This is a genomic window from Pseudomonas sp. Pc102 (assembly GCF_018408275.1).
Lineage (GTDB): Bacteria > Pseudomonadota > Gammaproteobacteria > Pseudomonadales > Pseudomonadaceae > Metapseudomonas > Metapseudomonas tohonis.
The window spans coordinates 2,480,119-2,502,640 of sequence record NZ_AP021905.1 but is presented as its reverse complement, the minus strand read 5'-3'; the positions used below and the strand labels follow the sequence as shown (position 1 = coordinate 2,502,640).

Here is a 22,522-nt window from a genome sequence, read left to right as displayed (position 1 = left end):
ACCTTGTACCGGCGCGGCCGTCCACGGCCCGTGCCATGCTATGGACATCGCCCGCCAGCGCAGTGGGCCCAGCCGTAGAAGAAGAGGAGTCGCCCGATGAGCCAGCCCCTGTGGACCCCCAGCGCGCAACGCATCGCCGCCACGCGGATGGACGCCTTCCGCCGCGAGATCGCCCTGCGCCACGGCCTCGACCTGCCCGACTACGCCGCCCTGCACGCCTGGAGCGTCGAGCAGCGGGAAGCCTTCTGGCAGGCCCTGGTGGACGCCTTCGACGTGAATTTCCACACACCGCCCCGCACGGTGCTGGAGGAAGGCCCGGCCATGCCCAGCGCCCATTGGTTCTCCGGGGCCACCCTGAACTTCGCCGAGCACCTGCTGCGCCGCCGCGATGACCACCCGGCGCTGGTGGCCGTGGCCGAGGACGGTCGCCGCGAGCCGCTCAGCCACGCCGAGCTGGCCGCCCACGTCGCCGGCCTGCAGCAGCGCCTGGCCGCCGCCGGGGTGGGCATCGGCGACCGCGTGGCGGCCTTTATGCCCAACACCTGGCAGACGGTGGTGGGCATGCTCGCCACCGCCAGCCTCGGCGCCACCTGGTCGTCCTGCTCGCCGGACTTCGGCACCCAGGGGGTGATCGACCGCTTCGGCCAGATCGAACCCAAGGTGCTGATCGCCGCCGCCGGCTATCACTACGCCGGCAAGGCCCTGGACCTGACCGCCAAGCTCAATGAAATCCTCCAGCGCCTGCCCACCCTCGCCCAACTGGTGGTGGTGCCCTATGCCCGCCCCGAGGCCCGCGCCGAAGACTTCGCCACCGCCGCCCGCGTCAGCCTGTGGGACGACTTCTACCGCCCCGGCGGCGAACCCGCGTTCGTTCCGGTGCCCTTCGAGCAGCCGCTGTACATCCTCTATTCCAGCGGCACCACCGGGGTGCCCAAGTGCATCGTCCACGGCGTCGGCGGCACCCTGCTGCAGCACCTCAAGGAACACGCCCTGCATTGCGACCTGAAGGCCGACGACACGCTGTTCTACTTCACCACCTGCGGCTGGATGATGTGGAACTGGCTGGCGTCCGGCCTGGCCCTGGGCGCCACCCTGGTGCTCTACGACGGCTCGCCGTTCCACCCCGGCCCCGAGCGGCTGATGGACCTGATCGACGCCGAGGGCATCAGCATCTTCGGCACCAGCGCCAAGTACCTCGCGGCGCTGGAGAAGGCCGGCGCGCGGCCCCGCCAGAGCCATCGGCTGGAGCGCCTCAAGACGCTGCTCTCCACCGGCTCGCCCCTGGCCCACGAGGGCTTCGACTACGTCTACCGCGAGATCAAGGCCGAGCTGTGCCTGTCGTCCATCTCCGGCGGCACCGACATCGTCTCCTGCTTCGCCCTCGGCAACCCGGTGCTGCCGGTGCGGCGCGGCGAGCTGCAATGCAAGGGCCTGGGCATGGACGTGCAGGTGTGGGACGAGCACGGCCAGCCGGTGCACGGCGAGAAGGGCGAGCTGGTCTGCACCCGGCACTTCCCTTCCATGCCGGTGGGCTTCTGGAACGACCCGGACGGCGAGAAATTCCGCGCGGCCTACTTCGAGACCTTCCCCGGCGTCTGGGCCCACGGCGACTACGCCGAGGAGACCGCCCACGGTGGCCTGGTGATCCACGGCCGCTCGGATGCCGTGCTCAACCCCGGCGGCGTGCGCATCGGCACGGCCGAGATCTACCGCCAGGTGGAGAAGGTCGAACAGGTGCTGGAATCCATCGCCATCGGCCAGGACTGGCAGGGCGACGTACGCGTGGTGCTGTTCGTGCGCCTGCGCGAGGGCGTGGCGCTGGACGACGCCTTGCAGGCGCGCATCCGCCGGGTGATCCGCGACAACACCACGCCGCGCCACGTGCCGGCGAAGATCGTCGCCGTCGCCGATATCCCCCGCACCCTCAGCGGCAAGATCGTCGAGCTGGCGGTGCGCAATGTCGTCCACGGCCGCCCGGTGAAGAACACCGACGCCCTGGCCAACCCCCAGGCGCTGGAGCTGTTCAGGGACCTGCCGGAGCTGGCGCGGTGAAGGCGACGAGGCCGTAAGTCGGGTGCGAGCCGGCGGCTGCATGGCACCCGCGGGCTTCACCCGCCCTGCGAACCCCATCACGCTTGCACCAACGGCCAAGGGAATGGCCGGGGCAGCGGCGCTACCATGGCGGCCTCATCCGTACCTGGAACCCGAGATGGATCTCATCCCCCGCGCCCTCCTCTGCCTGGGCCTGTGCCTGCCCACCCTCGCCCTGGCCACCCCGTGCCAGGAGTTCGAACCCGCCACCGCACGCCTGGAAGGCAAGCTGGAGCGCCAGACCCACCCTGGCCCACCCAACTTCGAAAGCATCGAGAACGGCGACGAGGCGCGCACCGGTTTCTACCTGGTACTGGCCGAGCCCGCCTGTGTGAAAGGCAATGACTACGAGACCGACATGGGCGCCGAGCAGGACGTGCGCCTGGTGCAGCTGGTGCTGGACGAGGCCGGCTACAAGAAGCTCGAGCCGCACCTGGGCCAGCAGGTGACCCTCGCCGGCCACCTGTTCTCCGCCGAGACCGCCTTCCACTACGCCCCGCTGCTGATGCAGGACGTGCAACGGGTGGAAGACCAGCCGACCGCCAGCGCCGACTGCGAGGCCCTGGCCGCCAAGGCCGCCGACGCCCCCGGCTTCCATCCGCCCTGGTGGGGCACGGTCCAGGGCGAGGGCCGGCTGCACTTTCACAGCGCGCCGGACAAGGCCTGCGCCATCCCCGGGCTGTTCATCATCCCCGGTGACGGGGTGACCATCTACGCCGCCGAGAATGGCTGGATGCAGGTCATGTACATCAATTCCAGGGGTGAGGATTTCACCGGCTGGGTGGATGAAAACCGGCTGGACGCCGGCCCGTCGCGCAGCGAGGACGACGGCCAGCCCGAGGAGCAAGGCGAACCCGCCGCGACCACAGCCGACCTGCCCGGGGACGTGGCCTCCTTCGCCGAGCGCTACGCCAATTGCGAACACTTCCTCGGCGAGGAACCCTACGACGCGGAACGCGCCAAGGAGCTCGCCCAGGCGGTGGAGGAGCTGTGCACAGGCATCGACGCCCAGCTCGATGCGCTGCGCCAGCGCTACAGGGACGATGCGGCCGTCACCCAGGCCCTGGCCGGCTACGAGAAGGTGGAGTGACCCCTCCGGCGAACCGCCCCGGGCCGGCGACGGCCTCTCCTATACTCCTGGCGTCGCCCTGAAACGGACCCTGCCGTGCTCGCCAGAACCCTGTGCCTCGCCGCCCTGCTCTGCTGCGCCTCCCAGGCTTGCGCCCGGCTCCAGCAGGTCGACCTGTACCTGCCCGATGCCCCCCCATTGACGATGCTGGACGCCGGCACCAGCCACGGCATGGTCGGCGACGCCACCCTGCTGGCGCTCAAGCGTGCCGGCTACCAGGTGCGCATCCTCGTCGCACCCTGGGCGCGGGCGCAGAAACGCACGATGGAGGGCCGCGACACCCTCGTCATCCCGCTGTCGCGCACGCCCGATCGCGAGGCCTCCTACACCTGGATCGCACCGATCATGGAGTTGCAACGGGCCTTCTTCACCCTCGACGAGCCGGTGAAGGACTTCGCCGAAGCCCGCGCCCGCTACCGCCAGATCGGCGTCGGCCTGGGCACCGCGCAAAACGAGATCCTCCGCCGCGAAGGCTTCGACAGCGGGCAGATACGCTCCCTGGTCCTGGGCGACAAACCCGCGCAGCTGCTGGAGATGGGGCGCATCGACGCCTGGTTCACCGGCGTGCCCGAGGGGCTCTACATCTGGCCCAGGGTCTCGCACCAGCGCCTGCGCATGAGCCCGCCCCTGGCGGCCACCGACCTCTACCTCGCCTGCTCCCTGGCCTGCGACCCGCAGCTGGTGGACGACCTGCGCACGGCCATCGACGCCCTGCGTGCGGACGGCAGCCTGAAGCGCATCCAGGCGCGGTATCTGAAGGACGCGCAGCCGCTACTGGAACGACAGGCTCCGTAGGTCGGCTCTCCCCCTACGGGTGGGCGGAAGGGTTCAGTAGTGCTTGCCCGGGTCTTCCGGCGGCGGCTCGTCCTCGGGCAGTTCTTCGAGCTTGAGCTCCAGGCCCCAGCTGGCGGCGTCCTGGGTCGGGGTGGCCTGGGGCGTCGGTGCGGGGGGCGGGGTGGGTGCGGCGGTGGGCCGGGTGCCGGGGCCGTCACGGTGCAGCTTGAGCTTGAGGCGCAGGTTGTTGGCCGAGTCGGCGTTCTTGATCGCTTCCTCTTCCTGGATCGAGCCCTCCACCACCAGGTCGAACAGCGCCTGGTCGAAGGTCTGCATGCCCAGGGCCTTGGACTTCTCCATGATTTCCTTGATCGAGCTGAAGTCGCCGCGCTTGATCAGGTCGCTGATGGTGGCGGTGCCCAGCAGCACTTCCACTGCCGCGCGGCGCTTGCCGTCGGAGGTGCGCACCAGGCGCTGGGAGACGAAGGCCTTGAGGTTGTTGCCCAGGTCGTTGAGCAGCTGCGGCCGGCGTTCCTCGGGGAAGAAGTTGATGATGCGGTCCAGCGCCTGGTTGGCGTTGTTGGCGTGCAGGGTGGAGATGGCCAGGTGGCCGGTGTCGGCGAAGGCCAGGGCGTGTTCCATGGTCTCGCGGTCGCGGATCTCGCCGATCAGGATCACGTCCGGCGCCTGGCGCAGGGTGTTCTTCAGGGCGGCGTGGAAGCTGCGGGTGTCCACCCCCACCTCGCGCTGGTTGATGATGGATTTCTTGTGCCGGTGCACGTACTCCACCGGGTCCTCGATGGTGATGATGTGCCCGCCGCTGTTGCGGTTGCGGTAGTCGATCAGCGCGGCCAGGGAGGTGGACTTGCCCGAGCCGGTGCCGCCGACGAAGAGCACCAGGCCGCGTTTTTCCATCACCACCTTGAGCAGCACCTCGGGGAGCTTGAGGTCCTCGAACTTCGGGATATCCAGCTTGATGTTGCGCGCGACGATGGAGACCTCGTTGCGCTGCTTGAAGATGTTGATGCGGAAGCGGCCGATGTTGGGCAGGGAGATGGCCAGGTTCATCTCCAGCTCGCGGTCGAATTCGCCGCGCTGCTCCGGGTCCATGATGGATTCGGCGATACGCGCCACGTCGCCCGGCTTGAGCGGGTCGGTGCCCAGCGGCTTGAGCACGCCGTTGAACTTGGCGCAGGGCGGCGCACCGGTGGACAGGTAGAGGTCCGAGCCATCCTGGGAGGCCAGAACCTTGAGCATCGAGGGGAGATCCATGGGGCGAACGTCCAAAGGGCATTTCGAATAACGGTAGGCGAATTTCGCCCGGCTTCCTGCGCGGTGAGGCGCAACCGATGAACTGTATGGGCGCGCCGCGCGCTGGCACAATGAACGGCTCCACAAACCACGAGGAAATCCCATGGCCAAGGCCCTTGCCCGCCACATCCTGGTCAAGACCGAGGCGGAAGCCGAACAGATCAAGCAGCGCCTGGCCAAGGGCGAGGACTTCGCCGTGCTGGCGAAGAAGCACTCCATCTGCCCTTCCGGCAAGCGCGGCGGCGACCTGGGCGAGGTGCGCCCCGGGCAGATGGTGCGGGTGATCGACCAGGTGATCTTCAAGAAGCCGGTGCGCACCATCCACGGCCCGGTGAAGAGCCAGTTCGGCTACCACCTGGTGCAGGTGTTCTTCAGGGACTGACGCCCCTGCCCGCCCCGCCTGAAACGAAAAAGCCCGGCACCTGGCCGGGCTTTTCGCATCCACCGCCTCACTTCATCGAGTTGGCGAAGGCGTTCCATTCCTCGGTGGCCTTCAGCGCGGCCTCGCGGTGCTTGCGCACGGCTTCGTTCTGCTCGGTGACGAAGGCGCTGATGCACTTGCTGTAGCTGTCCACGTCGCGGCTGAACTGGTCGCGGTGCGCTTCGTCGCGGAACTGCTTGGGCACCTTGGGCTTGTGGCAGTCGTGGCGGGGCTGGGCGGAGTCGGCGAAGGCCAGGGGGGAGGCCAGGAGAAGTATCGCGAGCGCTTTGTGCATGCTTTCCTCACGGGGTTTCCGGCGCGCGCCGGTTGGTTCGAGGGTGCCGATCCGTCGCGGGGCAGGGTCGGCCGGGGTCGTACTTTCCGGCATCCCGCCGGCCCGATCAAGTTCGGCGGCCCGCAGGGCAGAAAAAAGCCCCGCATCGGCGGGGCTTTCTCGGGACGCTGGAGCGCGCGTCAGACGATCACGCCCTGGCTGCGCAGGTAGTCGTCGTAGGTGCCGCTGAAGTCGGTCACGCCGGTCTCCGAGAGCTCGATGATGCGGGTGGCCAGGGAGCCGACGAACTCGCGGTCGTGGCTGACGAAGATCAGCGTGCCCGGGTAGTTCTCCAGCGCCAGGTTGAGCGCCTCGATGGATTCCATGTCCAGGTGGTTGGTGGGTTCGTCCATCACCAGCACGTTGGGCTTCTTCAGGATCAGCTTGCCGAACAGCATGCGGCCCTGCTCGCCACCGGAGATCACCTTGACCGACTTGAGGATCTCGTCGTTGGAGAACAGCATGCGGCCGAGGGTGCCGCGCACCAGCTGCTCGCCGCCCTGGGTCCACTGGCCCATCCAGTCGAACAGGGTGACGTCGTCTTCGAAGTCATGGGCGTGGTCCTGGGCGTAGTAGCCCAGCTCGGCGCTCTCGGTCCATTTCACGCTGCCGGCGTCCGGGGTCATCTCGCCCACCAGGGTGCGCAGCAGGGTGGTCTTGCCGATGCCGTTGGGGCCGATGATGGCGACGCGCTCGCCCGCCTCGATCTGCAGGTCCAGGCCCTTGAACAACTGCTTGCCTTCGAAGCCCTTGGCCAGCTTCTCCACGGTGACCGCCTGGCGGTGCAGCTTCTTGTGCTGCTCGAAGCGGATGAAGGGGCTGACACGGCTGGACGGCTTGACCTCGGCCAGCTGGATCTTGTCGATCTGCTTGGCACGGGAAGTGGCCTGCTTGGCTTTCGAGGCGTTGGCGGAGAAGCGGCTGACGAAGGTCTGCAGTTCGGCGATCTGCGCCTTCTTCTTGGCGTTGTCGGCCAGGAGCTGCTCGCGCGACTGGGTCGCCGCGGTCATGTACTCGTCGTAGTTGCCCGGGAACAGGCGCAGCTCGCCGTAATCCAGGTCAGCCATGTGGGTGCACACGCTGTTGAGGAAGTGACGGTCGTGGGAAATGATGATCATGGTGCTGTTACGCGCCGTGAGGATGTTTTCCAGCCAGCGGATGGTGTTGATGTCCAGGTGGTTGGTCGGCTCGTCCAGCAGCAGCACTTCCGGGTCCGAGAACAGCGCCTGGGCCAGCAGCACGCGCAGTTTCCAGCCGGGCGCCACTTCGCTCATCGGGCCGAAGTGCTGGGCCAGCGGGATGCCCAGGCCGAGCAGCAGCTCGCCGGCACGGGATTCGGCGGTGTAGCCGTCCATCTCGGCGAACTCGGTCTCAAGCTCGGCCACGGCCATGCCGTCTTCCTCGCTCATCTCCGGCAGGGAGTAGATGCGGTCACGCTCGGCCTTCACCCGCCACAGTTCTTCGTGCCCCATGATCACGGTGTCGATCACGGTGAAGTCTTCGTAGGCGAACTGGTCCTGGCGCAGCTTGCCCAGGCGCACGTTCGGCTCCAGCATCACCTGGCCGCCGGAAGGCTCCAGATCACCGCCGAGGATCTTCATGAAGGTCGACTTGCCGCAGCCGTTGGCGCCGATCAGGCCGTAGCGGTTGCCGTTGCCGAACTTGACGGAAACGTTCTCGAACAGCGGCTTGGGGCCGAACTGCATGGTGATGTTGGCGGTGGAGATCAAGGGGTCTACCTGTCAGATGTGTGCAGCTTTCGAATGTCGCCGGGTACCGGTCGGCTACCCGTCTGGAGCGTTCGCAAGGCCCGCCGGCCGGCGTCATGGCCGACCCGTTGGGCATAGCGCAAGAGCAGCGCCCGGGCATGGGGCCCGTGCTGCCTGGCGATGAAAGCGGGGTTCATGTGAAAAAACGCGCGGATTGTCGCATAGCTGTGGCGACAGTTATACGGCAGCGTTCGCCGAAAGCCGGTGGCCGGCCGGACGGCAGGGCTGGCTGGCGACCCGGCGGGCGCGTCTCAGCCAGCCAACCCCGCCAGGGCCGCGCGCAGGCGCTGGGTTCCGGGGCGCTGGCAGGTGATGGCGACCTCCTCCAGCCCCAGCCAGGTGGCGAGGCGGCGCAGGTTCTCGGCCAGGGCGTGCAGGCCCGCCTCGCCGAGCCCGGGTGTTTCCTCGTGCAGGGCGTGCACGGCCAGGCGGTCGTGGGCACGCTCGGCGCGCAGGTCGACGCGGGCGGGGATGCGCTCGTCGTGGAGGAACGGCAGCACGTAGTAGCCGTACCGGCGCTTGTCCGCCGGGGTGTAGATCTCCAGGCGGTAGTGGAAGTCGAACAGGCGCTCGGTGCGGGCACGCTCCCAGATCAGCGAATCGAAGGGCGACAGCAGCGCGCTGGCCCTGACCTTGCGCGGCACCGCCGGCTCGCCGAGGCAGTAGCCCATCTGCTTCCAGCCGCGCACCGCCACTGGCTGCAGGTCGCCGTTCTCCACCAGTTCGGCCAGGCCCTGGCGGGCATCGGCCACGTCGAGGCGGAAGTAGTCGCGCAGGTCCTTCTCGGTGCTAACGCCCAGGGCCTGGGCCGAGTGCAGCAACAACTGGCGGATGGCATCGGCTTCGGCCAGCTCCGCGCCCGTGCGCAGGTGGGCCGGGATCACCCGTTCGGGCAGGTCGTAGAGCCGCTCGAAGCCGCGCCGCCCGGCGACCGTCACCTCGCCGGCGGCGAACAGCCACTCCATCGCATGCTTCTCGGCGCTCCAGTCCCACCAGGGGCCGGCGCGTTCCTGGCGGGTGCTCAGGGCCCCGGCACCCAGGGCGCCCTGCTCGTGCACGGCGGCGAGCACGCGCTGGATCACGTCTCGCTGCTCGCGGCCGAAGCGCGCCAGCTGCTGGTAGATGCCACGCCCCTGGGCGGCCCGTTGCATGCGCCAGCGCATCGCCGGGTAGAGTTCCAGGGGCAGCAGCGAAGCCTCGTGCCCCCAGTATTCGAACAGTGCGCGGCGCCGCGGCTTGCCCCAGGCGAGCTCGTCCAGCAGCTCGCGCGGGTAGTCGCCGAGGCGGGAAAAGAACGGCAGGTAGTGCGAGCGCACCAGCGCGTTGACCGAGTCGATCTGCACGACGCCGAGGCGCCCGGCCAGCGCCCGGATATGGCTGGCACGGATGGCGCCACGGGGCGGCCGCATGAAGCCCTGGGCCGCCAGGGCCAGGCGGCGGGCTTCGGCAGCGCTGAGTTCGAGGGGCATCGGATAGGTCCTTGCGCGGGAATCAGCCGAGGACATTAGCACCCGCGACAGCGGCTTTCCCATCGCCCGCGAGCGGGGCCGGCGGCGGGAAGGGATGGCGGAAGGTGAAGGCCCCGGGCCCCGGCCCCAGCTCGCGCAGGAGGGCCAGGCGCTCGGCGGCTTCCTGCGCGTCAGGCCGATGCCCGGCGGGCACCCACCAGCACACCAGGTGCGCGTCGCCGATGCGCGAGAACCACTCGTTGCGGCGCTTGAGCATCTCGGTGTGGGCGCCGCGGTAGGTGAAGTCGCGCAGGGACTCCATGTCGCGCCAGACCGAGAGGTTGACCAGCACGTCGTCACCGAAGGGGCGGATGGCGGTGGCGTCACCGCCGTCGTCCTCCAGCCGCCAGACGTACCCCGGCGAGGCTTCGGCCAGGCCGTTGATGCGCGCCAGGTTGGCCACGAAATCGGCCATGCCCGGCGACTCCAGGGGGGCGAGCATCCGCGCGATGTTCAGTTGCGCCAGTTCGAAGGCAGGGGCCATCGGGAACTCCTTCCTTGGGGTCAGATAGCGAGGCTCAGCGTGCGCATCACCTGGGCGTTGCCGCCGGCCATCAGGCGCTGGATGCGCCCTTCGCCGTCCAGGTCCAGGTCGACGGTGATCAGGCTCGGCGAGGCCGGCCGCATCAGGTAGCCCTGCTCGATCAGCAGTTGTGCGCCGGGCACACCCACGCGGTCGTGCAGGTAGCACGCCAGGGGACCGGCGGCCATGCCGGTGGCGGGCTCCCTCGGGGATGCCGAAGCGCGGCGCGAACATCCGCGCACCGGCTACGCGGCCAGGCTGGCGGCTGTCGCGGGAGAAGGCGTAGAAGCCGATGACGTCCAGCTCCTCGCTGATGCGTTCGAGGGCCTCCAGGTCGGTGTGGATGGCGGCGACATCGGCTTCGCTGCGCAGCGGCACGACGACGAAGGCGACACCGGTGCTGACCCGCGAGCTCAGCAGCCCCTCGGCCAGTTGCCCGGGCGCAAGACCCAGCGCGGCGAGGCTCTCCGCCAGCAGGCGCGAGCCGGGCTCGAGGTCCTGGTACTGCGGTGCGCGTTGCTCCATGAACACGCGGTCACCTTCGATGTAGATGTCGCGATTGCCGTCGATGGTTTCCTTGTTGCTCCAGCCCTCGCCGACCTTGCCCAGCTGGCGCAGCAGCGAGAAGGTGGCCACGGTGGCGTGGCCGCAGTGGGGGATCTGCCGGTTGGGGGTGAAGAACTCCAGCTTGAAGGCGGCCTGGGCGGAGGCAGAGACGAAGGCCGTCTCCGACAACCCGAGCTGTGCGGCGATCGCCTGCTTCTGCACGGCAGTCAGCGCATCGGCGTCAAGCACCACGCCAGCCGGGTTGCCACCTTGTCCGCCATCGACGAACGCATTCACGATCCTGACTTCGACTTGCATCGCGTTTCCTTGTTGTGTGGGTTCACTCAAATGTGGGGGATCACTTGGCCAGCGGGTCGTCCCAGAACGGCCGCTCGCTTTCCTGCATCACGTCGCCCCGGGACAGGCCCAGGTCCTTGAGCATGGCATCACTCAGGCCGGCGAGCTCGCGGCGCTGGCGGTACAGCTGGTACCAGCGCAGCAGGCGCGCGCCGATGGAAAGATGGGAGCCACGAACGGCGGGCCGGTGGGTGGGGTGCAGCGTGCCTACGAAACCGAATTGACCTTTCATCGCATCGCCCTCCTTGTGGGGTTGGCGACAGTTTCCTGCGACGCATATGATCAATCCAACGAATGTTTCTTATGCACTGCATCTCAGGAATTGATGAATGAGCTACCCCGCCATCGACACGGAACTGCTGCGCACCTTCGTCGCCATCGCCGACAACGGCGGCTTCACCCGCGCAGCCGAAGTGGTCAACCGCACCCAGTCGGCCGTGAGCATGCAGATGAAGCGACTGGAAGAGGACGTGCTGGAGCGCACGGTGTTCGAACGCGACGGCCGCCAGGTCCGGCTGACCGCCGAGGGGCAGATCCTGCTGAGCTACGCGCGGCGCATCCTCAAGCTGCACGGCGAGGTGATGACCACCCTGCGCGAGCCGCACATGGTCGGCTCGGTGCGCATCGGCACGCCGGACGACTACGTGATGCGCTTCCTGCCGGGCATCCTCTCGCGCTTCGCCCAGTCCTACCCGCTGGTGCAGGTGGAGGTGCATTGCGAGTCGTCCTCGCAGTTGCTGCAACGCCAGGACCTGGACCTGTCGATCATCACCCGCGAGCCGGGCACCGAGATCGGCCAGTTGCTGCGCCAGGAGCGCTTCGTCTGGGCGGAGGCCATCGGCTTCAGCCCCCACGAGCAATCCCAGCTGCCGCTGGCGATGTTCAACACCGACTGCTTCTGCCGCGCCTGGGCCTGCAACGCACTGGACGCCATCGAGCGCCCCTATCGCGTTGCCTACACCAGCCCCAGCCTGTCGGCGATCATGGCGGTGGTCAGCGCCGGCCTCGCGGTGACCGCCCAGTTGCAGAGCCTGATCACGCCCGACATGCGCATCCTGGGCGAAGCCGAGGGCCTGCCCGCCCTGCCCGCCTGCAGCATCGTGCTGGTGCGCAATCCGCGCAGCAGTTCACCGGTGACCGAGACCCTGGCCGAGCACATCGTCGAAGGCTTCCGCTTGTAAGTCGTGCCGGGCTTCGCTCTGGCGAAGCCCGGCAGCGTTCCCGCAGGATGCAGGCTGCCCGCCCCCGCCGCAGGCTCGATCACTCGAACGCCAGCATCACCGCACAGACCAGCAGGAACACGCAGAACGCCGTGCGCAGCACGCGCTCCGGCAGCGCATGGGCCAGGCGTACGCCCCAGCTGATGCTGAGCAGCCCGCCGACAGCCAGGGGAATGCCCATCGCCCACTTGACGTGATGGTTGAGGCCGTAGGTGGCCAGGGTCACCGCGGTGCTGGGCGCGGCAAGGGACAGCGACAGCCCCTGGGCAACCACCTGGGTGGTGCCGAAGACGCTGGTCAGCACCGGCGTGGCGACCACCGCGCCACCCACCCCGAACAGCCCGCCCATGGCACCGGCGAACCCGCCGAGCACGCCCAGCCAGGGCCAGGGATGGCGCAGTTCCGCGCTGGCCGTGGCCGTGGCCATGAACATGCGGGCGAAGTTGTAGGCCGCCAGGGCCAGCAGGAAGCCGACGAAGGCCAGGCGCATGCTTTCCGCCTCCAGGCGCACCGCGAACAGCGACGCCAGCCAGGCGAAGCCGAAGCTGGTCACCGCCAGCAACAACGCAAAGCGCGGATCGATGCGGTTGCGCTGGTGGTAGCGCCAGAGCGCCAGCAGCACGTTGGGCACCACCATCACCAGGGCGGTGCCCTGGGCCAGTTGCTGGTCGAGGCCGAAGAGCACGCCCAGGGCGGGAATGGCGATCAGCCCTCCGCCGATCCCGAACAGCCCACCCAGGGTGCCAAGGGCCGCACCAAGCACCACATTCAACGCGATAGCAAACAGATCCATAACGCCTCCGATCAGATGCCGCGCATGCTACGCAGCCTTGGCTAGCACGGAAACGCACAGCAACGCACAATGGCTTTGCGTAATTGGCATAGGCACTCCCATGAATCCCGACGCATTGACCGAACAGCTGGCCCTCTTCCTCGACGTGCTAGAGGCCGGCAGCTTCTCCGCCGCGGCCCGACGCCACCCGCTCACGCCCTCGGCCGTGGCCCGGCGCATCGACACCCTGGAACGCAGCCTCGGCAGCACCCTCTTCGCCCGCAGCACCCATGCGGTGCGCGCGACACCGGCGGGGCTCGCCTTCGCCGAACGGGCCAGGCGGATACTCGCCGAGCTGCGCCTGGCACGGGCCGAGGCCGTGTCCCTGAGTAGCGCGCCGGAGGGGCTGATCCGCATCGATGCGCCCGCCCCCTTCGGCCGTCGCCACCTGGCACCGGCCATCGCCGAATTCCTCGTCACCTACCCGGGGCTGGACGTGCAGTTGCGGCTGATCGACAGCTTCATCGACATGCACGGCACCCACCTGGGCGAGGTGGACCTGGTGCTGCGCATCGGCCCGCTGGCGGACACCCGCCTGGTGGCAACACCGCTGTCGCCGCTGGTGCGCGTGCTCTGTGCCAGTCCCGACTACCTGCGCCGGCGCGGCGTGCCCCAGGACCCGCGCGAGCTGACCGACCACGACGGCCTCGACTGGGACGCCCTCGCCCCGCCCTACGCCTGGCGTTTTGAGGTGGAGGGCCGCAGCCAGGTGATCCGCCCCCGGCGCATGCGCATGACGGCCAATAACGCCGAGACCCTGTTGTTCAGTGCCGTTGCCGGGCTGGGCGTTGCCCACCTGCCGACCTGGCTGATCAGCGACTACCTGCTGCGTGGCGAGTTGGTGCCGCTGCTCTGCGAGAACGGCCTGCCCGCCCCGGAGCCCAGCGGCATCTATGCCCTGCGCCTGGAAGGCGAAGCCAGCTCGCGGAGCCGGCTGTTGCTGGAATTTCTCAAGAACCGCTTCGGCCCCGTGCCACCCTGGGACCTGGCCCTGAGTGGGCTGGGACAGTCTTGAGGGTACGGCACAGCAACGCCGGCGAAACGCTTCGCGAGCAGAGCTCGCTCCTACCCATCCAGGGGAGAGCGGGCAAGAGCCGCAACGTAGGATGGTGTAGAGCGAAGCGAAATCCATCACCACGGAATAACCGCCCGGATCAAAGCCCGGGCGGCCGCGCCATCAGTTGGGCAGTTGCACCACGCGGGTGCCGGCGGTCAGGTCGTGCAGGCAGCGGCGGTCCTCACGGAAGATGAACAGGTAGTTCGCCAGCAGCACCAGGCCACCGATGATCGGGATGTAGGCGACCAGGCCCCAGAGCAGGTAGCGCTTGAGGTACATGGTGATCCACTCGGGCTTGTTGCCTTGCAGATCGACGATGGCGAGCTTGAGGATGCGCTTGCCCACGGTCTGGCCGTAGTTCTTCAGGAAGTGCCCGTTGATCGCCAGGAACACGACGATCCCCACCAGCGAGCCCAGCGCCTGCTGACCGAACCCGGGCTGCGCACCCTCCATGATTCCATCGTAGAGACCGAGCAGGTAGCTGATGGGCAGGGTGACGCACAACAGGATCATCCCGTCGATGAGCGCGGCACCGAGGCGCGAGCCCCGAGCAGCCAGCGGCAGGCCGGTGGCTTCGTGGGTCAGTTCCGCCTGGGGCGATTGATAGGGGTTCTGGGTGTCGGTCATTTGCAGCTTTCCTTGCGTGGATTCAGCACGCAATTCTGGCCTCTGCCCGCCATGGCGCAAGTGCCGGCTCGCCGAAATGAGAACCGGTCAAATTTTGCTCACGAAAGGCTTGTGCGCTAAATTATGACCATTCCAGCCCCCAAGGAGGCCGCCATGAACACCCCGCTCGAACGTTGCGACGACCTGCTGCTCGACAACCAGCTGTGCTTTGCCCTGTATTCCACCTCCCTGCTGATGACCAAGGTGTACAAGCCGTTGCTGCAGGAACTGGGCCTCACCTACCCGCAGTACCTGGCGATGATGGTGCTCTGGGAAGGCGACGGCATCACCGTGGGCGATATCAGCGCGCGCCTGCTCACCGACCCGGGCTCCCTCACCCCCCTGCTCAAACGCCTGGAAGCCGAAGGCCTGATCACCCGCACCCGCAGCAGCGCCGACGAACGCGTGGTCGAACTGCACATCACCGACAAGGGCCGTGCCATGCACAAGCAGGCCCAGCGCGTGCCCGCCTGCATCCTCGCCGCCAGCGAGATGGACATTGCCAGCCTCGGCCAGCTGAAGGACGAACTGGTGAACCTGCGCAGGAGCCTGCAAAAGGCCGTCTGACGGCCTTATTCCTGTTTCGCTGGCGTATTATTCGGTTTTGTTCTCGATAAATATCTTGCGCACAAACTAAATGATCGCTAATTTCCACACCACGCACTTAGTTAGCGCGCAATATTTTACGAAACCAAACGAATCCAGCGGAGAACCACCATGACCACCCAGCGCATCGGCACCCTCCTCACCGGCAGCCTTCTCGCCCTGTCCATCGGCAGCGCCTTCGCCGCCGGCAGCCCCGGCGTGGAACACACCACCCAGGCCTTCCTCGAAGCCCTCGAAGCCGGCAACGGCAAGCCCCTGGAAACCCTGGCGCCGAAGGATGCCCGCGCCGTGCTGGTGGGCGCCCAGGCCGGCGTCAAGGTCGACCTCTCCGGCACCCGCGTCGAGAAGAAGAGCATCGAGATCGACGGCCAGCCCCTGGAGCTGACCCTCGTCCGCCCCGAAGGCGCCAAGGGCGACCTGCCGGTGTTCATGTTCTTCCACGGCGGCGGCTGGGTGCTGGGCGACTACCCGACCCACGAACGCCTGATCCATGACCTGGTGGTGAACTCCGGCGCGGTCGCCGTCTACGTGAACTACACCCCCTCCCCCGAGGCCAAGTACCCCACCGCCATCAACCAGGCCTACGCCGCCACTAAATGGGTGGCCGAGCACGGCAAGGACATCGGCGTCGACAGCTCGCGCCTGGCCGTGGCCGGCAACAGCGTCGGCGGCAACATGGCCGCGGTGGTGGCGCTGATGGCCAAGGAACAGGGCACCCCGAAACTGCGCGCCCAGGTGTTGCTGTGGCCGGTGACCGACGCCAACTTCGAGACGGCCTCGTACAACCAGTTCGCCCAGGGGCACTTCCTCACCAAGCCGATGATGCAGTGGTTCTGGGACAGCTACACCACCGACCCGAAGCAGCGCGCCGAGATCCACGCCTCGCCCCTGCGCGCCACCACCGAGCAACTGAAAGGCCTGCCGCCGACCCTGATCCAGACCGCCGAGTTCGACGTGCTGCGTGACGAAGGCGAAGCCTACGCCCGCAAGCTGGACGCCGCCGGCGTCGAGGTCACCGCCGTGCGCTACAACGGCATGATCCACGACTACGGCCTGCTCAACGTGGTCAACCAGGTCCCGGCGGTGCGCTCGGCCATGCTCCAGGCCGGCGCCGAGCTGAAGAAGCACCTGCAGTGAATCCAGGCGAAAAATCACAGGCAACAAAAAGCCCGGCCTAGGCCGGGCTTTTCACATCTCGCTAAAGGCTTAGGCCTTGACGCGGGACTTGTACTCGCCGGTGCGGGTATCGATCTCGATGGAGTCGCCGATTTCGCAGAAGGCGGAAACCTGCAGCTCGGCACCGTTGTTCAGGCGAGCGGTCTTCATCACTTTGCCGGAGGTGTCGCCACGAACGGAAGGTTCGGTGTAGGCGATCTGGCGGACGATGGTGGTCGGCAGTTCGACGGAAATGACTTTCTCGTTGAAGAACACGGCTTCACAGATGTCGGTCATGCCGTCTTCGATGAAGGTCAGTACGGCTTCCAGATCGTCTTTCTCGATCTCGTACTGGTTGAATTCGTTGTCCATGAACACATACAGCGGATCAGCGAAGTAGGAGTAGGTAACTTCCTTGCGATCCAGGATTACCGGTTCCAGCTTGTCGTCGGCCTTGAACACGGTCTCGGTGGCGGAACCGTTGAGCAGGTTCTTCAGCTTCATCTTGACGACTGCGCTGTTGCGGCCGGACTTGTTGAACTCGGCTTTCAGGATGACCCAGGGGGAGCCATTGATGTTGGCAACCTGGCCAGCGCGGAACTCTTGAGCGGTTTTCATACGAATATCCGATTTGGATGAGTGACAAAAAACAGGCCGCGTATCATATCCAATTTGTATAAAAATGCACCAGCCCTGCCGCCAGATCCTGGCGACCCGCCTGCAACCCGCACCATTTCGCGGCATGGGCCTGCAAGCAGGCCTCGAAAGACTGCATCGCCAACCAGGCGGCGCCCATGTCGCCCCCCTGGTTCCACACCCGCCAGGCCGCGAGCAACGCCCGCGCCGGCGCCTCGTCCAGGTCGGCGACATAGCGCGCGAGGAAAGCGTCGAGCTTCTCCAGGTGAACATCGTCCTCCTGCTGGTAGATGTGCCAGAGCATCGGCTGGCCGGCCCATTGCGCACGCACGAAGGAATCCTCCCCGCGTACCGCGTTGAAGTCGCAGCACCAGAGCAGGCGGTCGTAATCGTCCTGGGACAGGAAGGGCAGCACCTGCAGCACCAGGCTGCCGCGCTGGTGCCTGTCACCCACGGCCAGGCCACCGGCACCGAGCCAGTTCGCCACATCGCCCAGCACGCGCCCTTCGGGCACCAGCACCTGGGTGGCGCGCGGGTCCGCCGCCAAGGCATCGAGCCAGCCGGGCAGCGCTGCATTCTCGTAGGCGAACAGGGAGATCAGCCGCTCACCCGGCCGGTGCTGCACGCCGAGCGTGCGGAGGAAATCGGCCCGGGCCCCGGGCTTCCCGCGCAAGGCATCGCGCCGGTCGAGCAAGCCGCGCTCGCGCAGCAGGCCGCCGGTGCGCTCGGTGAACCCCGGGAGGAAGAAGAACTTCTGCAGCCCATCGGCCTGCAGGGACGGCAGGCCGTGGAAGCCTTCCACCCACTCCTCGGCGCTGAGGTACTCCAGGTTCAACCAGAGCGGCGAGCGGGCCCGTGCAGCCATGGCCTCCCGGTAGGCAGCGGGCAGCTGGCAGGCGAAGGCCTCGATCACCACGTCCGCAGGTTCCGTCGGCTGCCACTCGGCCGGCCAGTGGCGTACCTCCACGCCCTGGTGCACCTGGCGATCGGCCCTGGCATCGGCGCCGGGGCACAGCCGCGCGAAGGCGGCCGGCTCGTCCACCCAGAGACGCACCCGCAGGCCGTGCTCGGCCACCAGCTGGCGCGCCAGGCGCCAGGTCACGCCGATATCGCCGTAGTTGTCCACGACGCTACAGAAAATGTCCCAGTTCACGAGGGGCTTCCGCGATAAAAGCCGGCAGTTTACCCGCAGCCGGCCCGGGCGGAAAAAACAAGGCCCGCCAGGTGGCGGGCCAAAGGGGGTGCGGGATGGGCACCAGGAATAAACGGGCAGCCCCACGCTGCCAAAATGCGCCGGAGCAGGCGCTGGAAAACTCAGGCGGCCATGGCCAGGAAACCCTTGTGTCGCTTGGCCATCTTGGCCATTTCCAACTCCCAGATCGCCTTGCTTGCGCAGGCCATGTCCAGGGTGGTGTAGGGACCGGATTTGCACTGGCCGTCGATCATCACGAACCAGCAGGCCAGATGCCCCTGCGCACGCAGCGCCTCGGGAACTGCACTTCCAACGACGGACATGATGTCGATATGCGGCATGGCTGCCTCCTTCAATCTGTTGGAGCCAACTTTATTGGCGCGCCGCGCCGCTTTGAAATCAGTCGTCTCGATAGTGCTTATGGACGTTCACGATCACGCCCGTGGACCGCCCGGGAAAATCGGCAAAACCAATTCCCGCCCTGCCCGTCTATTGGCAAGGACACCCGGCAAGGAGGAAGACATGAAGGGCCACAACCGCTACGAGATCATCTACAAGGAAAACGGCACCCCGCGCGCCTTCATGGTCGAGGTGGATTACCAGCCGTCCAGCTCCGACATCTATGGCCTGCTGATGGAGAAACACGGCATCCCCTTCACCGGGGAGCCGAGGAACAACAGCGACTACCTGCGCATGACCGCCGAGAAGGGCATCACCGATGTCGCGGTGCGGCGCAAGTACTGAAAGCAGGAAGCCCCGGACGAATACCGGGGCTCCTCTGGGTCACGGGTCGGGGGTTGCGCGACGTCGGACGTGAAGGTCAGCTCAGGGTGCCAAGGTTGAACCCGGTCACCGAGGCGAGCGTGCCGCGCCACAGTGTCAGGCCGGTGCAGGTCAGGCCGCCGGCGGCATGGACGTTGACGTTCTTCAGGTGGATGTATTGCGGCGGCAGCAGTTTCGGGTCGTCGCCGGTGGTCTTGGTCATCACGCCCAGGTTGGCGAAGGTGGCGCGAATGTCCTCCCGCCCCTCCTGCGGCCAGGAGTTGGCGTACTCGTCGGCGAACTGGGCAAAGTAGCTCTCGACGGAGATGAGCGTGCCGCTGATCATCCCCGCGCCGATGGTCAGGGTGATGCCGACCTCCACACCGAGGTCGTTGGCCTGGCGCACCAGCATCTGCAGGAACCAGTCCATGCTGCGGCCCGTCCACTCGAAGTCCTTCGCCTTGCTCAGGTCGTATTCGGCGAGGCCCGCAGGCTCCTGCTTGGCGAGGTTGTTGTTGTCGCTCATTGTCCATCTCCAGTGGCTTCAAACCCTAGGTTTATAGCACGTGCCCTCGTTGGACAGAGGGCGCGACGCAAGAGTTGCGGCCCCACCAAGAGGGCGTAGGGTGTTCTAGGGGCAACCCCTAGACCATGTAAGAGATTGCCGACAAATGGCTAAGAGATGAGCTAGCCATCACGTGGCCATCACCTTACAATTGGCGCCAAGTTCACGGCGAACCTGCTGGCGTAGCGCCCCCTGCAACGCAGCGTTCAATCCATCCAGGGAAAGCAATCCAAGCTGATTCGTAGTGACTCGACCAGGAAGGCCGATCACCGTCGGCTTCACCGTCGAGCAGTCGGAATGAGTACGGCCTTCAAGCGCTCCATCTTCGCAGCGTTACTGATCACCAGTGCTTTCTTCTCCACCACCAGCAATGCCGGCCAAGCCACGGGCAACCTGGGCGTCAGCTTGACGATATCCAGCGCCTGCGCAGTCGACAGCGGCTATGACGCCCGCTCGCGCTCCTACAGCGTGACCCGTCAATCCTGCTCCCAGGGCGGTGAATACCAGGTGCGCACCGAGCACGCCAACGGCCACAGCGAGACCCTCGCCGACAAGCCCGTGACCCAGGTGACCGGCGACGCCCAGGGCGACACCCGCGTGACCCTGTACTGGTAAGAACCCCGCCTCCCATCGCCAGCGCACCCGCCTGGCGATGCCCCCGCGCCAAACTGCCGCAACCGCTCCAGCACCCGCCCGCCTAGGGGGAACCCCTAGCGCCTCATTGCCATCATTTCCAGCCTTCCCGCCCTGTGCTCTGCTGGGCGCCGGTCAGACTCCCGACCGACTCATCAAGGAAAAGGACTGAGAGATGAAAAAGCTAGCGAAGCTGATACTGGCCGGCGCCGGATTGCTCGGCGCCCAGGGATTCACCCTCAATGCCCTCGCCGCCGAACTGCTCGGCAAATGGGACCTCAACGGCGACGGCACGCTGGAAAGCGTCTATCGCGGCACCGGCGTGCTGGAGGTACGCAACGCCGCCGGCGCCCTGGAGCGCAGCTACAACTTCGGCAACGTCATCTGGACCCTCGCCACCGCGGCCAACACCGACAGCCAGCCCGGTGCCGAGCTGGTGGTGAAGGCCGGCCCCGACGTGGCCATCGTCAACCACGCGCTCAACGACGTGCGCAAATACAGCATCGGCAACACCCTCTTCGACGTGGTCGGCACCGCCCAGCTGGACGGCGGCCAGGGCGACGAGGTGATCGTCCGCACCGGCAACGCCCTGGTGCTGATCTGCAACCTCAACCGCACCAAGCGCAACGTCACCGACGGCATCACCGGCACCTGGCAATACCAGGGCGCCTACAACCTCGGCACCCTGCCCTACGCCACCCTCGCCTACACCGCCGGCACCAGCCTGCGCCTGTACGACTACAGCCTGCAGGCCGGCCGCGAGTTCCCCACCGACGGCGTCACCAGCGTCATCACCGCCGCCGACCTCGACGGCGCGCCGGGCAACGAATTGGTGGCACGCTCCAGCAGCAGCCTGCTGGTGATCACCGGCGGCGTGCAGACGGCCGTACTCAGCAGCTACCCCGGCGGCACCGGCTCCAACTGGAACGTCCACGGCACCCTCGCCGACACCGATGGCCAGCCGGGACAGGAAGTCATCCTGGCACTGCCGGGCAAGGTCCGCGTGGTGCACCAGCGCACCGGCCAGGCCAAGGACTACACCGTCTCCGGGACCTACGCCATCTATGCCGTCGCCGACCGCGATGGCGTGGCCGGCGCCGAGATCACCGTGGTCGACAGTGCCAACCGCTCCTTCGTCATCAATGACCGGCTCGGCACCATCAAGCCGTTGTAAACCTCGCGCTCCCGGCTTCGGCCGGGGGCCATTCCCTAGTACGGATGTACTAGTCGGCGACCAAGCGTGAGCCGGTTGGCGTAACGTGGCTGGCACCGCCGCTATGCTTGGCCGCCTCGAATCCCCTCTCCTATCGGGACTCCAGGCCCGCATCCAGAAGGAACGCCTCATGAACAAAGGACTCCCCTGCCTCAGCCTGCTCGGCCTGGCACTGCTCGGCGGCTGCGTCCCACCGCCCTCGCTGATCGACCAGCAGCGCCAGTACGAACAGGACGTCGAAGCCCAGGCACGCCAGCTGCACGCCGCCACCGACGACCTGTTCGAGGCGGCGATGGCCAGTGGCATGGCGATAGTCGTCACCACCACCGTCAACCTCGACAGCCAGCAGTACAACTTCGAGAACAACGACGATTCGGTGCGTTTCGAGAAGCTGCGCACCGGCACCGCGGTCTGGCGAAACAGCGCCAACCCCCAGCGCATCCTCTATGTGGGCAACAACATGAAGGCCGAGAAGATCGGCGTCCACGGCTCCCACTACCAGACGGTGTTCGGCCGCACGCTGTACCAGATCTACATCGTCGAGCCCGGCCATTACGACCTGGTCGGCAGCCTCTACAACTCGCCGCGCACTACCACGCCCAATCCCCAGGCCAACCGCGACATCGCGCCCTCACCCCTGGGCAAGGTCACCCTGGTGGAGAAGGAATTCAGCGAATTCGACCGGGGCCAGCGCTGGCAGGACCCGCAATACCAGACCGATACGGTGAACCAGAACTATTGCGCCGCCGTGCGTGTGGTCAGCGGCGAATGCGTGAGCTGGGGAACCAGCTCCTACGACGTCACACGCCAGACCTCGGCGGGTGGTTGGGTCGCCGACATCAACGAGCGCAAGGTGGCCAGCGTCGAGGCCCACAGCGAACTGAAGAAGGCCTTCGCCTCCTTCGACGTCGCTCCCGGCGAAGCCATCGTGGTCGACGGTTTCTACCCCGAGGCCCCCAACGTCGGCTTCGAGGAAAAGGACTGCCGGCGCGTGGCCAACGACAAGCTCGATTGCGAACTCTCCGCCCTCTATATGGTGCGCATCCCCACCGGCCTGCAGGAATTCCGCGGCGCCAGCGACCCGTCCAAGTACGGCTACATGAAGATGAGCAAGGCCCTGGCCAACCTGCAGTACCGCCCGGTCAAGCTCAACGCCAAGCCGGTCAAGGATGAAAGCATCTGGGGCGAGACCTACGTGCTCAAGCGCTGAGCCAACGGCTGG

Annotated in this window: 24 protein-coding genes and 1 pseudogene; 12 read left to right on the top strand and 13 right to left on the bottom strand. The window is 67.0% G+C overall.

The window, feature by feature from the left end; translation table 11 throughout:
* Positions 1 to 96 precede the first annotated feature (96 nt).
* The 3 genes from PHLH3_RS11730 to PHLH3_RS11720 all read left to right on the top strand — a co-directional run bounded on the left by PHLH3_RS11730 (position 97) and on the right by PHLH3_RS11720 (position 4,015).
* Positions 97 to 2,052, top strand: a complete 1,956-nt coding sequence (locus tag PHLH3_RS11730) for an acetoacetate--CoA ligase (RefSeq protein WP_213629335.1) — start codon at positions 97 to 99, stop codon at positions 2,050 to 2,052.
* 157 nt (positions 2,053 to 2,209) lie between these two features.
* Positions 2,210 to 3,181 carry a DUF4431 domain-containing protein gene (locus PHLH3_RS11725; RefSeq protein WP_213629333.1) on the top strand — a complete coding sequence of 324 codons (972 nt, stop codon included), beginning with the start codon at positions 2,210 to 2,212 and terminating at the stop codon, positions 3,179 to 3,181.
* 75 nt (positions 3,182 to 3,256) lie between these two features.
* The gene (locus PHLH3_RS11720) at positions 3,257 to 4,015 is read left to right on the top strand and encodes a transporter substrate-binding domain-containing protein (RefSeq protein WP_244863020.1); all 759 of its coding nucleotides are present in this window, start codon (positions 3,257 to 3,259) and stop codon (positions 4,013 to 4,015) included.
* 33 nt (positions 4,016 to 4,048) lie between these two features.
* Here PHLH3_RS11720 and PHLH3_RS11715 read toward each other — a convergent pair whose 3' ends face one another.
* Positions 4,049 to 5,266: a PilT/PilU family type 4a pilus ATPase gene (locus PHLH3_RS11715; RefSeq protein WP_173180318.1), complete on the bottom strand. Its 1,218-nt coding sequence runs from the start codon at positions 5,264 to 5,266 to the stop codon at positions 4,049 to 4,051.
* A gap of 142 nt (positions 5,267 to 5,408) precedes the next feature.
* On the opposite strand from PHLH3_RS11715, the gene PHLH3_RS11710 reads away from it, so the two are divergent.
* Positions 5,409 to 5,687 carry a peptidylprolyl isomerase gene (locus tag PHLH3_RS11710; RefSeq protein WP_044409048.1) on the top strand — a complete coding sequence of 93 codons (279 nt, stop codon included), beginning with the start codon at positions 5,409 to 5,411 and terminating at the stop codon, positions 5,685 to 5,687.
* Between the two features lie 67 nt (positions 5,688 to 5,754).
* Here the strand turns inward: PHLH3_RS11710 and PHLH3_RS11705 are convergent, their stop codons facing one another.
* The 6 genes and pseudogenes from PHLH3_RS11705 to PHLH3_RS11685 form a co-directional block, all read right to left on the bottom strand.
* Complete coding sequence (locus PHLH3_RS11705; RefSeq protein ID WP_213629332.1) at positions 5,755 to 6,021, bottom strand: hypothetical protein; 267 nt, start codon at positions 6,019 to 6,021, stop codon at positions 5,755 to 5,757.
* Between the two features lie 179 nt (positions 6,022 to 6,200).
* On the bottom strand, positions 6,201 to 7,790 hold the full coding sequence (locus PHLH3_RS11700) for an ABC-F family ATPase (RefSeq protein ID WP_173180316.1): 1,590 nt from the start codon (positions 7,788 to 7,790) through the stop codon (positions 6,201 to 6,203).
* A 290-nt stretch (positions 7,791 to 8,080) separates the two neighbouring features.
* Positions 8,081 to 9,298, bottom strand: coding sequence for a winged helix-turn-helix domain-containing protein (locus PHLH3_RS11695; RefSeq protein ID WP_213629330.1), 1,218 nt, complete (start codon positions 9,296 to 9,298; stop codon positions 8,081 to 8,083).
* 22 nt (positions 9,299 to 9,320) lie between these two features.
* Positions 9,321 to 9,821 carry a DUF3291 domain-containing protein gene (locus tag PHLH3_RS30350; protein ID WP_244863065.1) on the bottom strand — a complete coding sequence of 167 codons (501 nt, stop codon included), beginning with the start codon at positions 9,819 to 9,821 and terminating at the stop codon, positions 9,321 to 9,323.
* 303 nt (positions 9,822 to 10,124) lie between these two features.
* Positions 10,125 to 10,724: pseudogene (locus PHLH3_RS30345) on the bottom strand (PhzF family phenazine biosynthesis protein); the annotation flags it as partial.
* A gap of 40 nt (positions 10,725 to 10,764) precedes the next feature.
* Positions 10,765 to 10,995, bottom strand: coding sequence for a DUF1127 domain-containing protein (locus PHLH3_RS11685; protein ID WP_213629326.1), 231 nt, complete (start codon positions 10,993 to 10,995; stop codon positions 10,765 to 10,767).
* Positions 10,996 to 11,092: 97 nt separating this feature from the next.
* On the opposite strand from PHLH3_RS11685, the gene PHLH3_RS11680 reads away from it, so the two are divergent.
* Positions 11,093 to 11,944 carry a LysR substrate-binding domain-containing protein gene (locus PHLH3_RS11680; protein WP_173180311.1) on the top strand — a complete coding sequence of 284 codons (852 nt, stop codon included), beginning with the start codon at positions 11,093 to 11,095 and terminating at the stop codon, positions 11,942 to 11,944.
* A gap of 79 nt (positions 11,945 to 12,023) precedes the next feature.
* On the opposite strand, the gene PHLH3_RS11675 is transcribed toward PHLH3_RS11680, so the two are convergent.
* Complete coding sequence (locus PHLH3_RS11675; RefSeq protein ID WP_213629324.1) at positions 12,024 to 12,776, bottom strand: sulfite exporter TauE/SafE family protein; 753 nt, start codon at positions 12,774 to 12,776, stop codon at positions 12,024 to 12,026.
* 100 nt (positions 12,777 to 12,876) lie between these two features.
* Between PHLH3_RS11675 and PHLH3_RS11670 the strand changes: the two genes are divergently transcribed.
* Positions 12,877 to 13,830, top strand: coding sequence for a LysR family transcriptional regulator (locus tag PHLH3_RS11670; RefSeq protein ID WP_213629322.1), 954 nt, complete (start codon positions 12,877 to 12,879; stop codon positions 13,828 to 13,830).
* 162 nt (positions 13,831 to 13,992) lie between these two features.
* On the opposite strand, the gene PHLH3_RS11665 is transcribed toward PHLH3_RS11670, so the two are convergent.
* Positions 13,993 to 14,499, bottom strand: a complete 507-nt coding sequence (locus tag PHLH3_RS11665) for an RDD family protein (RefSeq protein WP_213629320.1) — start codon at positions 14,497 to 14,499, stop codon at positions 13,993 to 13,995.
* Positions 14,500 to 14,652: 153 nt separating this feature from the next.
* Here PHLH3_RS11665 and PHLH3_RS11660 point away from each other — a divergent pair, with 153 nt between their 5' ends.
* Both PHLH3_RS11660 and PHLH3_RS11655 read left to right on the top strand, forming a co-directional pair.
* Positions 14,653 to 15,105 (top strand): MarR family transcriptional regulator, encoded by a 453-nt coding sequence (locus PHLH3_RS11660; RefSeq protein WP_213629318.1) that lies wholly within the window; start codon positions 14,653 to 14,655, stop codon positions 15,103 to 15,105.
* 150 nt (positions 15,106 to 15,255) lie between these two features.
* A complete protein-coding gene (locus tag PHLH3_RS11655; RefSeq protein ID WP_213629316.1) occupies positions 15,256 to 16,281 on the top strand; it encodes an alpha/beta hydrolase in 1,026 nt (341 codons plus the stop codon).
* 69 nt (positions 16,282 to 16,350) lie between these two features.
* Here the strand turns inward: PHLH3_RS11655 and efp are convergent, their stop codons facing one another.
* The 3 genes from efp to PHLH3_RS11640 form a co-directional block, all read right to left on the bottom strand.
* On the bottom strand, positions 16,351 to 16,917 hold the full coding sequence (efp, locus tag PHLH3_RS11650) for an elongation factor P (protein WP_173178410.1): 567 nt from the start codon (positions 16,915 to 16,917) through the stop codon (positions 16,351 to 16,353).
* A 43-nt stretch (positions 16,918 to 16,960) separates the two neighbouring features.
* Positions 16,961 to 18,088, bottom strand: coding sequence for an elongation factor P maturation arginine rhamnosyltransferase EarP (gene earP / locus PHLH3_RS11645; protein WP_213629314.1), 1,128 nt, complete (start codon positions 18,086 to 18,088; stop codon positions 16,961 to 16,963).
* 161 nt (positions 18,089 to 18,249) lie between these two features.
* Positions 18,250 to 18,468: a hypothetical protein gene (locus PHLH3_RS11640; protein ID WP_111264147.1), complete on the bottom strand. Its 219-nt coding sequence runs from the start codon at positions 18,466 to 18,468 to the stop codon at positions 18,250 to 18,252.
* A 181-nt stretch (positions 18,469 to 18,649) separates the two neighbouring features.
* Between PHLH3_RS11640 and PHLH3_RS11635 the strand changes: the two genes are divergently transcribed.
* A complete protein-coding gene (locus tag PHLH3_RS11635) occupies positions 18,650 to 18,871 on the top strand; it encodes a hypothetical protein (RefSeq protein WP_213629313.1) in 222 nt (73 codons plus the stop codon).
* Positions 18,872 to 18,947: 76 nt separating this feature from the next.
* Here PHLH3_RS11635 and PHLH3_RS11630 read toward each other — a convergent pair whose 3' ends face one another.
* Positions 18,948 to 19,415, bottom strand: a complete 468-nt coding sequence (locus PHLH3_RS11630) for a hypothetical protein (protein ID WP_213629311.1) — start codon at positions 19,413 to 19,415, stop codon at positions 18,948 to 18,950.
* Positions 19,416 to 19,751: 336 nt separating this feature from the next.
* Here PHLH3_RS11630 and PHLH3_RS11625 point away from each other — a divergent pair, with 336 nt between their 5' ends.
* The 3 genes from PHLH3_RS11625 (at position 19,752) to PHLH3_RS11615 (ending at position 22,510) form a co-directional block, all read left to right on the top strand.
* Positions 19,752 to 20,069 carry a hypothetical protein gene (locus PHLH3_RS11625; protein ID WP_173178406.1) on the top strand — a complete coding sequence of 106 codons (318 nt, stop codon included), beginning with the start codon at positions 19,752 to 19,754 and terminating at the stop codon, positions 20,067 to 20,069.
* 193 nt (positions 20,070 to 20,262) lie between these two features.
* Positions 20,263 to 21,261, top strand: a complete 999-nt coding sequence (locus PHLH3_RS11620; protein ID WP_213629309.1) for a hypothetical protein — start codon at positions 20,263 to 20,265, stop codon at positions 21,259 to 21,261.
* A 169-nt stretch (positions 21,262 to 21,430) separates the two neighbouring features.
* The gene (locus PHLH3_RS11615) at positions 21,431 to 22,510 is read left to right on the top strand and encodes a hypothetical protein (protein ID WP_213629308.1); all 1,080 of its coding nucleotides are present in this window, start codon (positions 21,431 to 21,433) and stop codon (positions 22,508 to 22,510) included.
* Positions 22,511 to 22,522 lie beyond the last annotated feature (12 nt).

Excerpts from the sequence above, each read along its gene's own strand:
- PHLH3_RS11685 (WP_213629326.1), bottom strand. The coding sequence starts at position 10,995 with ATGAAAGGTCAATTCGGTTTCGTAGGCACGCTGCACCCCACCCACCGG.
- PHLH3_RS11710 (WP_044409048.1), top strand. The coding sequence starts at position 5,409 with ATGGCCAAGGCCCTTGCCCGCCACATCCTGGTCAAGACCGAGGCGGAA.
- PHLH3_RS11615 (WP_213629308.1), top strand. The coding sequence starts at position 21,431 with ATGAACAAAGGACTCCCCTGCCTCAGCCTGCTCGGCCTGGCACTGCTC.
- PHLH3_RS11730 (WP_213629335.1), top strand. The coding sequence starts at position 97 with ATGAGCCAGCCCCTGTGGACCCCCAGCGCGCAACGCATCGCCGCCACG.
- PHLH3_RS11665 (WP_213629320.1), bottom strand. The coding sequence starts at position 14,499 with ATGACCGACACCCAGAACCCCTATCAATCGCCCCAGGCGGAACTGACC.
- PHLH3_RS11725 (WP_213629333.1), top strand. The coding sequence starts at position 2,210 with ATGGATCTCATCCCCCGCGCCCTCCTCTGCCTGGGCCTGTGCCTGCCC.
- PHLH3_RS11635 (WP_213629313.1), top strand. The coding sequence starts at position 18,650 with ATGAAGGGCCACAACCGCTACGAGATCATCTACAAGGAAAACGGCACC.
- efp (WP_173178410.1), bottom strand. The coding sequence starts at position 16,917 with ATGAAAACCGCTCAAGAGTTCCGCGCTGGCCAGGTTGCCAACATCAAT.
- PHLH3_RS11620 (WP_213629309.1), top strand. The coding sequence starts at position 20,263 with ATGAAAAAGCTAGCGAAGCTGATACTGGCCGGCGCCGGATTGCTCGGC.
- PHLH3_RS11660 (WP_213629318.1), top strand. The coding sequence starts at position 14,653 with ATGAACACCCCGCTCGAACGTTGCGACGACCTGCTGCTCGACAACCAG.
- PHLH3_RS11695 (WP_213629330.1), bottom strand. The coding sequence starts at position 9,298 with ATGCCCCTCGAACTCAGCGCTGCCGAAGCCCGCCGCCTGGCCCTGGCG.
- PHLH3_RS11630 (WP_213629311.1), bottom strand. The coding sequence starts at position 19,415 with ATGAGCGACAACAACAACCTCGCCAAGCAGGAGCCTGCGGGCCTCGCC.
- PHLH3_RS11705 (WP_213629332.1), bottom strand. The coding sequence starts at position 6,021 with ATGCACAAAGCGCTCGCGATACTTCTCCTGGCCTCCCCCCTGGCCTTC.
- PHLH3_RS11715 (WP_173180318.1), bottom strand. The coding sequence starts at position 5,266 with ATGGATCTCCCCTCGATGCTCAAGGTTCTGGCCTCCCAGGATGGCTCG.
- PHLH3_RS11680 (WP_173180311.1), top strand. The coding sequence starts at position 11,093 with ATGAGCTACCCCGCCATCGACACGGAACTGCTGCGCACCTTCGTCGCC.
- PHLH3_RS11670 (WP_213629322.1), top strand. The coding sequence starts at position 12,877 with ATGAATCCCGACGCATTGACCGAACAGCTGGCCCTCTTCCTCGACGTG.
- PHLH3_RS11675 (WP_213629324.1), bottom strand. The coding sequence starts at position 12,776 with ATGGATCTGTTTGCTATCGCGTTGAATGTGGTGCTTGGTGCGGCCCTT.
- PHLH3_RS30350 (WP_244863065.1), bottom strand. The coding sequence starts at position 9,821 with ATGGCCCCTGCCTTCGAACTGGCGCAACTGAACATCGCGCGGATGCTC.
- PHLH3_RS11625 (WP_173178406.1), top strand. The coding sequence starts at position 19,752 with ATGAGTACGGCCTTCAAGCGCTCCATCTTCGCAGCGTTACTGATCACC.
- PHLH3_RS11640 (WP_111264147.1), bottom strand. The coding sequence starts at position 18,468 with ATGCCGCATATCGACATCATGTCCGTCGTTGGAAGTGCAGTTCCCGAG.
- PHLH3_RS11655 (WP_213629316.1), top strand. The coding sequence starts at position 15,256 with ATGACCACCCAGCGCATCGGCACCCTCCTCACCGGCAGCCTTCTCGCC.